Below are 8,272 nucleotides of genomic sequence, written 5' to 3'. Positions count from 1 at the left end.
GCCGCGCCGCCAGGTTCGGCGACTCGCCGACCACCGCTTCCTCCTGCGCTCCTCCTTCGCCGATGAGATCACCCACCACCACCAGCCCCGTTGCGATGCCGACGCGTACCGCAAGCCCACCTTGTGCCGGGATCGCGAGCCTTGCGATCGAATCAACGATCGCCAGCCCAGCCCGCACGGCTCGCTCCGCGTCGTCCTCATGCGCCTTTGGATAGCCAAAATACACCAGCACGCCGTCGCCCATGTATTTGGCCACAAACCCGCCAAAGCGACGCACCGCCTCGGCAACGCACTTCTGATAGGCCGCAATCACCTCCCGCAAATCCTCAGGGTCCATTCGCGCCGAGAGTGCCGTCGAGCCGACAAGGTCCGAGAACATCACGGTGACCTGACGGCGCTCAGCGGTGTCCTTCGCGGCATTGTCGATTGCCAGAGGCGCATCGGATAACAGTGGCGTTGGTGCAGCTACTTGAGCGCGCAAGGCTGCGATGGCGTCGAGCAGCTTACGACGATGTCCGACAAATCCGACGCCAAGATCCTTCAGGTCCTCGGCCGTCAACGTCGGCAGGACCGTGTCGTCGATCTTATTCTCGCGGAAGGCGGCCTCATACTGTTCGAGGCCATGCCTCCGCAGCCAATCTCCGACGTCCATGGCGGCGCCCCTGGCTTGCCTACCCACGCATGATCCACCAGGGGAGACAGGCTGTCTAGGACCGGGAACCCACCTACAACTTCCTAAAGAAGCCGGACAGAATATTCGGACCCGCTTCGCCGGGGCGCAGCCTGATGCCGTCCTCGAATGAGTTCAGCGTCACGCATTCGAAGCCGTTGTGCGCGAGCAGCGCCACCAGCGAGTCGCGATCGAAGTGGTGCAGGTGCTCGTTGGGAAGACGCATACGCCACGTTCGGAACCACGCGTCGCCGTCGGCGCCGAGCTCGCGCCAGCGGCAATAGGGAACGGCGACGGCCAGGTGCCGGGTCTTAAGGCGGCCGAGGAAACCCAGATCCGGGATGTGTTCGAGCACGTCGAACATGGCGACGAGATCCCACTGGCTGGCGAGCGCCTCATCCCAATCGACGAAGCGAACGCCCTTGGGCAGCGGAAACTCGGCGATGTCGCAGCCGGCGCAATCGGCGACCCCGGTTATCTTCGCGGCTTCGACGAAGGTGCCGGTGCCGTATCCGATTTCCAGCACGGACCGAGGAACCTCGCCGGTGATGCCCAGCACCCAGCCAAGCCGCTGGTATCCGAGCTTGATGGTCCGGTCACTGAGGTCCTCGTAATAAGAAATGTACTGCTTGTCGTACTTGATCGGTGTGAAGTCGATCTGGTGGATCACGCCAAACCGGTCCACCTCGTAGTTGTCCAACATGAGCCAGCCGCCTCCGGATGCCGCATTCCTTACACGGCGGAGCTGAACGCGAGGTAACCGGCCGGGCTGGCCCAAATCCCGGCAAAAATGGCGGCGCCAGCCCCCACACCGGCCGCTGCGCGGCCGCCTCTCCCCAATTCATGGGGGAGAGGAAACCCAAGTCTTTCAGGGCCGCGACCAACGGTGGTTGGCGTTTCCTCTCCCTCACAAAGCGGGGAGTACCATATGCGATGCCCTGCCACCTCACTCGACCTCACGCCGCGCTCCACCCCGCGCGCCGCTTCCCCACAGGGCGCGCTGGAACACATTCCGCTTGACCTTGCGCGGCACGAGCTCGATGTCGCTGACCAGCTTGGCGCCGCCCTTGCGGCGCTCGAGCGTGATCTTGCGGCTGTGGAAGGCTTCCAGCTCGGCGCGGTGCGCCACGCTGATGATGGTGACCTTGGGCAGTTCGTGGATGATGGTCTGCATCATCTTGTCCTGGCTCTTCTCGTCCAATGCCGAGGTCGCCTCGTCGAGCACGATGATATCGGGGCTGTGCAAGAGCAGGCGCGCGAAGGCGAGGCGCTGCTTTTCGCCACCCGACAGCGTCTGGTCCCATGGCGCGTCTTCCTCGATCCTGGCGGCCAGATAGGCGAGGCCGACCTTGTCGAGGGCGGCATTGATCTCCTCGACCGTCCAGTTGTCGGCGGCGGCGGGATAGGCGACGGCGCGGCGCAGCGTGCCGGAAGGGATGTAGGGCCGCTGCGGCAGCATGAACAGCCGCCTGTCGGCGTGGAAATTGACGCTGCCGCCGCCCCACGGCCACAGGCCGGCGACGGCCCGCACCAGCGTCGACTTGCCCGAGCCGGATTCGCCGGCCACCAGCACCCGCTCGCCCGGCTCGATCGCGACCTCGGTCTCCTTGACCACCGAGGTGCCGTCGTCGAGCGTCACCGAGAGATTATCGAGGCTGAGCATGGCGCCATCTTCAGTCTCGCCGCGCTGGATGCGTCCCAGCGCATCGCTCAGTTCGGCGCGCTCCAGCCCGTCGAGCGACATCATCAGCGAGGCGACGCGTCGCGCGCAGGCGTTCCAGTCGGCGAGGCGCGGGTAATTGTCGACCAGCCAGCCGAAAGCGCCCTGCACAATGCCGAAGGCGGAAGCGGCCTGCATCACCTCGCCAAGCGACATGTTGCCTTCGAGGAATTTCGGCGCGCACAGCAGGATCGGCACGACGGGCGCAAACAGGCTCGACCCCTGCGACACTAGCGCCGTGCGCATGTGCTGGCCGGTCAGCAGCGCCCATTGCCTCAGAACATGGCCGAAATTCCTGTCGATGCCGCTGCGTTCCTCGTCCTCGCCGCCGAGCAAGGCGATGCTCTCGCCGTTCTCGCGCACGCGCGTCAGCGTGTAGCGCAGCTCGGCCTCCGCCTGGTTCTTGCGCTCGGAGAGCTGGACGAAGTTGCGACCGATGACCACCATCGAGGTCGAGGTGATGGCGGCATAGATGACAGCGGCGATGACCAGGAAGCCGGGAATGGTGATGGTCTCGCCGGCGATCGGCAGGGTGAGCGCCCCACCGATCGTCCACAGCACCACGATGAAGGTCGAGGCGGCGAGAAACGCCACCAGGACGCCTGAGATGAAATCGACGGGCGAATCGGTGGCGATGCGCAGATCCTCGGTCATGCGGGCTTCGGGGTTCTGGTGGTCGCCGCTGACCAGGTTCAGCTGATAGTAGCGGCCGCTGGCCAGCCAGCGCGAGATGACCGCGGTGGTCAGCCAGGAACGCCAGCGGCGCTGGATCGTCATGCGCAGATAGACCTGCGCAACGACAAGGCTTCCGTTGGCGAACACGAGCGGCAGGAAGACGGCGGTGAGGAGATAGACGGTGCGGGCGTCGCGCTGCTCGAGGGCGTCGAAGATCGAACGGTTCCAGACATTGATGCCGTACTGGACGCCGACATTGATGCAGATCAGGATCAACAGCCCGATCGTGAACGGCCAGGCGAGCCTGTCGCCGCGCCGGCTCCAGTAGCCGCGGGCGCTGATCCAGAAACGCCGCAGCAGATATTTCTTGCGCGCCTGCTCGGCTTCTTCGGGGGTCAGCTTCGGATCGGGTTCGACGGCCTCCGGCGGCGGCGCGGCCTCGCCGTTGACCTCGGGAGCCGAGGCCTTCTCTTCGCGCGACTTCTCTTGGCTCGATTCCTCCTGGCGCGATTTCTCTGCCCTCGTTTTCTCTGGACGCGCCTTCTCTCCGCGCGACTTCTCTTCGTCTGGCGTCCCTGGGCGCGACCGCTTCTGGCGTGACTTCGGGGCACCGCGCGGTTTGGCGCCGGCGGCCGGCTTCGGTTTGGAATCAACTTCTGACATCAGCCGACAACGGCTTCAAAATCAGAAGGTTTCATGCCGTCGGGTCGATAGTCCGGCTGCCGGCAGCCCTGACCAGCACTTGCAACGGCCTGACGCCACCCAGCAATCCCGCCCCGGCCATTCCAACACGCCCGACTTTCTGTTTGAATGCCGCCGACATTCGAATGGAGTGCGGCCCATTTCAAACGATCCCTTCGCCCCCTTGCGGGAGCGTTTCCTGGCCCGGTGCGCCGATCAGCTCGCGGAGCTGAAGGCCGCGCGGGAGCAAGGTCCCCTGCCCGACGTGACCAAGCTCGCCCACTCGCTGGCGGGAGCCGGCGGAACATTCGGCTTTGCGGAGATCAGTGCCAAGGCAGCGGCGCTGGAGACGCTGCTGGTCGAACAGGCGGATGGCGGTGCCATTGACGCAGCGCTCGATGCGCTGATCGCGGAGATCGAGCGCACGCTGCAATGACGCGAATGGCCGGGCGCGAACCGGCCGCGCCTATTTCTTGGCGCCGCCGAGGCCGGTCCTGGTCATCTCGCCCCAGCCCTGGTTGCCGCGCAAAAACTGCCACCAGCCCTTCACGCGCCAGAAATTGTTGAGCTGGCGGTAGCCGAAATTCTCGATCACGGCGACCGCCGTCAGCACGGCCAGGTCCCTGGCGCGAGGAAAGCGTTGCAACTCGGCCTCTTCGAGGACGAGCGAGCAGACGCTGACGCAGACGCCATAGGTGAAGACGAGTGAAGTGAAGGCGAGCAGATATTCGCCCGACAGGATGCCGAGCAGCCAGAAGGCCGGGATCAATATATAGCCCAGCACCTCGGCCACCGGCCCCAGCACGTCGACGATCAGTATGTGGCCGAAGCCGAGGAAGCCGACGCGGCCGTAGCGCGGGTTGAACAGCATCGCGCGGTAGCGGAAGAAGCATTCGAGCGCGCCGCGCTGCCAGCGCGTGCGCTGCCTGCCCAGCACGCTCAGCGTCTCCGGCGCCTCGGTCCAGCACACCGGCTCGGGAACGAACTGGATGCGGTATTTGCGCCTGGTATCGCGCATGTGGCGGTGCAGCTTGATGACGAGGTCGAGGTCTTCGCCCATCGAACCCTGGGTGAAGCCGCCGACCGCCACCACTTCGGCGCGGTGGAACATGCCGAAGGCGCCGGAGACCAGCATCAGCGTGTTGATGCGGCTCCAGGCAAGCCTGGCCATCAGGAAAGCGCGCAGGTATTCGACCACCTGCAGCAGCGGCAGCAGGCGCCACGGCAGGCGCACCTCGCGCACCCTGCCCGCCTCGATCCGCGAGCCGTTGGCGATGCGGATCGTGCCGCCGACAGCGATGGTGCGCTCCGGATCGTCGATGAAGGGTTGCGCCGCGCGCATCAGCGCGTCGGGTTCGAGGATGGAATCGCCGTCGATGATGCAGAACAGCGGCGCGCGGCAGACATTGATGCCGGCATTCTGGGCATCGGCCTTGCCGCCATTCTCCTTGTCGACCACGAACAGCCGCTCGGTCATCGGCGAGGAATAGAGGCCGCGGATCGGCTGGTGCGCCAGTTCCTCCTCGTAGGGCCGGTGGAACTTCACCAGCCTGAAGGCCTCGATCAGGCGCTGCAGCGTGTCGTCCTTCGAGCCGTCGTTGATGACGATCACCTCGAAATTCGGATATTCGAGCGCCAGCATGGAATGGACGCTCTCGACCACGTTCAGTGCCTCGTTGTAGGCGGGCACCAAAAGCGCGATCGGCGGCGCGACGTCGCCATAGCGGTGCCAGAGCAGCGCCGAGCGCGCCACCGGCGGGCGCATGGACAGCGCGTAGGCGGCGACGATGAGCTGCAACAGGTAGATCGCCGTTTGCGCCAGCCCGGCCCCGATGATGAACCAGGACAGGATTGAGGCTGTCAGAACGATCTGGTGGCTCCAGTCGGCGATCATGTGGCAGGGCCCTCGGCAAGGATGAGCGAGGCGGTGCGCTGGCTGCGCGAGACGTCGCTGGCGGCCATCGCGCGCAGCATCTTTTCGCCGGGCTGGCCGAAGGAGCGCAGCGCGTTGGCGGCGGCATAGCGCACGGTCCACACCTCGTCGTCCATCAGCCCGGCGAGCGTCGCAGCGAGTTCGCTGAGGCCGAGGCGGCCGGCGGCGTCGGCGGCGTCGGCGCGCACGTCGAGGTCGTCGCTCGCCATCGCGCTCGCCAGGATGGACGGCGCGTCGGCATGGCCGGTCAGGCCGAGCGCGCGGAGCGCGGCGGCGGCGACCTCGGGTGAGGCATCGCCGGCGAGGCTGGCGAAGAAATCGGCGAAGCCGAAGCCGCCGGCGCGGGCCAGCGCTTCGATCGCGGCCGCCCTGACGACTGGCACGCCGTCCGCGCGCGATGCATGCACCGCAAGCTCGTTGAAGCGCGTCCGCGGAAAGCGCCTGAACAGCTCGATGACGCGCCGCGAGCGCTGCCCCGCCACGCCGATATTGTCCAGTACGAAGTCGAGCAGCGGCAGGCTGCCGAGATCGCTGAGCGCGATGGCCGCGGCGATCCTGACTTCGCGCGAGCGGTCCTCGGCCAGCGCCGAAAGCAGGCGTGCCGACGCATCCTCCGAATCCAGCGCCGCGAGCATCTCGGCGGCGTGGATGCGTTCGGCGACGTTGCCTCGTTCAAGCTGCCTGCCGACACGGGCCGGCATGCCGCATTCCTTGAAGGCGGCAAGGACGTCGTCGTGCTCCGCGCCGCGCAGCAGCGACAGGAATTCGAAGCCGGCATTGATCGCCACCCCGGCCGGCACCGCGAGGATGGCCGCCTTCAGGGCCTCGCGGTCGCGGTTTTCGGTGAAGGCGATCAGCGCCGTCAGAAGCTGGCGCCGCTGATCGGCGGCGGCAGTGCTCCGGCGCTCCTGCAGCACCCGGCGCGCGATCAAAAGCAGCATGATCACCAGCGAAAGGGCGCTGAGCAGAATGGACATGTCCCAGACCAGCCACATGATCAGAACCGCGCGGTCAGACCGAGCCCGAATATGGTCCGGTCGAAGGTCGGGCGTTGCTCGTGCGCCAGGCTGGCGCGCAGCGTCAGCGGATCGCTGACATCCCAGGAAAGGCCACCGAAGACGGTGCGCGTCGGCACCAGCGTGCCGTCGGAGATTTCCGGCGCGTCGGCGTAACCGCCGAACAGGTTGAAGCGGGGCGTCACCACAAGATCGGCGCGCAGCACATAACCGTCGGCGCGCGTGCCGATATCGTCCTCGGCGTGCACCCAGCGGGCGGAAAGCCCGAGGCGGCCATCGAGGATGTAGCCCTGCACCCAGGGCGAGATGGTGGTGACGCCGGCATTGGCGAAATCGTCGTAGCGGGCGTCGATGTTGAGCGAGACCGGACCGAATTGCCTGGCCGGCGCCATGACCTGCCAGGACGCGCCGGCACCGATCGAGTAGCGCGCCAGGAAATCGGCGTCCGGGGTCGCTGTCGCCAGCGCATAGGCGGAGAAGGCGGGCGAAAAGGCCTGGTCGATGCGGCCCTCGACCTGGACGTCGGTATGGCCGTAGCGGGTCGCCACCCGGCTGCGGCCCGAAATGGTCGTTGCCGGCGACAGCCGATAGGCAAGACCTGCCGAACTGTCGGTCCAGTCGCCGAGCCCGTCGCTGAGATCGCTCATCTCTGTGCCGAAATCGAGCCGCCATTTGCGCGGCGGCGGCACGGCCAGCCTCTGCTCGATGTCGGCGGAGCCGGGCTCGATGGCCAGCGCCTGTCGGTAGGCCAGCCGCGCGGCGGCGTCGTCACCCTCGGCGCGGCGCACATCGCCGATGCCGACCAGCGCCTCGGCATTGCGCGGATCGACCGCAAATGCGCGCTGGAACGACTGTTCGGCCCGCCTGTAATCCGCTTCCAGCAGGGCAATCCTGGCGTCGAGGTTCAGCACCTCGACATTGTCCGGCGCCGAAGCCAGCGCCTCATCGGCCAGCGCGCGGGCGCGCGGCAAATCGCCCTGCCAGATCGCCAGGCGCACCTTGCCGAGGCGAGCGTCGAGCAGGCCGGGGTCGATGGCCAACGCCCTGTCGAAAAAATGCCCGGCCACGTCGAAGCGCTGGCCGGAGCCGACGACAAGGCCAAGGGCGACCAGTATGTCGGTGTTCTTCGGCGCCAGCCTTAGCGCCCGGCGATAGGCCTGCTCGGCCTCTGGCAGCTTGCCCGCCGCCCTGAGCCGCCTGCCCTGCTGCATCAGCCCGGCGACGGGATCCGCCCGCCGCGGGGGCGCCTTCTTCGCGGGCACTGCAGCCGCCGGAGCGGGCTTCACCTTGCTGCCGGCGGCGGCCTGCTTTGCCTTGCGAATGGTCTCAACCAGCGCCGCGGCGTCGGCATTGCCGGGCTCGGCGCGGACCACCGATTCGGCCAGCGGCAGTGCCGCATCCAGATTGCCGGAGCGGAACTCAACCTCGGCCAGGCCGAAGCTGGCATCCTGATAGGCCGGGGCAAGCGAGAGCGCACCGGAAAAGGCCTCGCGCGCGGCCGGCAGATCGTTGCGGCCGAGCTCGGCAAAGCCGAGCTGCACCAGAACATCGGCATTGCCGGGTTTCAGCGCCAGCGC

General features: G+C 66.9%; 7 protein-coding genes. 1 reads left to right on the top strand and 6 read right to left on the bottom strand.

What is annotated here, in order from left to right:
* The 3 genes from EOA33_RS15960 to EOA33_RS15950 form a co-directional block, all read right to left on the bottom strand.
* The coding region (locus tag EOA33_RS15960; RefSeq protein ID WP_281033524.1) for an adenylate/guanylate cyclase domain-containing protein at positions 1-652 on the bottom strand (652 nt) is incomplete at its 3' end.
* Between the two features lie 73 nt (positions 653-725).
* Complete coding sequence (locus EOA33_RS15955; RefSeq protein WP_127400408.1) at positions 726-1,373, bottom strand: class I SAM-dependent methyltransferase; 648 nt, start codon at positions 1,371-1,373, stop codon at positions 726-728.
* A gap of 243 nt (positions 1,374-1,616) precedes the next feature.
* The gene (locus EOA33_RS15950; RefSeq protein ID WP_126055107.1) at positions 1,617-3,728 is read right to left on the bottom strand and encodes an ABC transporter ATP-binding protein/permease; all 2,112 of its coding nucleotides are present in this window, start codon (positions 3,726-3,728) and stop codon (positions 1,617-1,619) included.
* Positions 3,729-3,930: 202 nt separating this feature from the next.
* Between EOA33_RS15950 and EOA33_RS15945 the strand changes: the two genes are divergently transcribed.
* Positions 3,931-4,182 carry an Hpt domain-containing protein gene (locus tag EOA33_RS15945; RefSeq protein ID WP_245455482.1) on the top strand — a complete coding sequence of 84 codons (252 nt, stop codon included), beginning with the start codon at positions 3,931-3,933 and terminating at the stop codon, positions 4,180-4,182.
* A 30-nt stretch (positions 4,183-4,212) separates the two neighbouring features.
* On the opposite strand, the gene EOA33_RS15940 is transcribed toward EOA33_RS15945, so the two are convergent.
* The 3 genes from EOA33_RS15940 to EOA33_RS15930 all read right to left on the bottom strand — a co-directional run.
* The gene (locus tag EOA33_RS15940; protein WP_190234284.1) at positions 4,213-5,640 is read right to left on the bottom strand and encodes a glycosyltransferase; all 1,428 of its coding nucleotides are present in this window, start codon (positions 5,638-5,640) and stop codon (positions 4,213-4,215) included.
* Entirely contained in the window at positions 5,637-6,656 is a 1,020-nt protein-coding gene (locus EOA33_RS15935) for a HEAT repeat domain-containing protein (protein ID WP_245455483.1), read from the bottom strand. The genes EOA33_RS15940 and EOA33_RS15935 overlap by 4 nt, the downstream gene beginning before the upstream one ends.
* 20 nt (positions 6,657-6,676) lie before the next feature.
* Positions 6,677-8,272: YaiO family outer membrane beta-barrel protein (locus EOA33_RS15930; RefSeq protein ID WP_127406034.1), on the bottom strand; the 1,596-nt coding region annotated here is incomplete at its 5' end.

This window comes from Mesorhizobium sp. M4A.F.Ca.ET.050.02.1.1, assembly GCF_003997725.1.
GTDB lineage: Bacteria > Pseudomonadota > Alphaproteobacteria > Rhizobiales > Rhizobiaceae > Mesorhizobium.
This window is presented reverse-complemented; position numbering and strand designations above follow the sequence as displayed.

What these genes read in the sequence shown, in the direction of transcription:
- EOA33_RS15955 (WP_127400408.1), bottom strand. Translation starts at nt 1,373, where the DNA reads ATGTTGGACAACTACGAGGTGGACCGGTTTGGCGTGATCCACCAGATC.
- EOA33_RS15950 (WP_126055107.1), bottom strand. Translation starts at nt 3,728, where the DNA reads ATGTCAGAAGTTGATTCCAAACCGAAGCCGGCCGCCGGCGCCAAACCG.
- EOA33_RS15940 (WP_190234284.1), bottom strand. Translation starts at nt 5,640, where the DNA reads ATGATCGCCGACTGGAGCCACCAGATCGTTCTGACAGCCTCAATCCTG.
- EOA33_RS15935 (WP_245455483.1), bottom strand. Translation starts at nt 6,656, where the DNA reads ATGTCCATTCTGCTCAGCGCCCTTTCGCTGGTGATCATGCTGCTTTTG.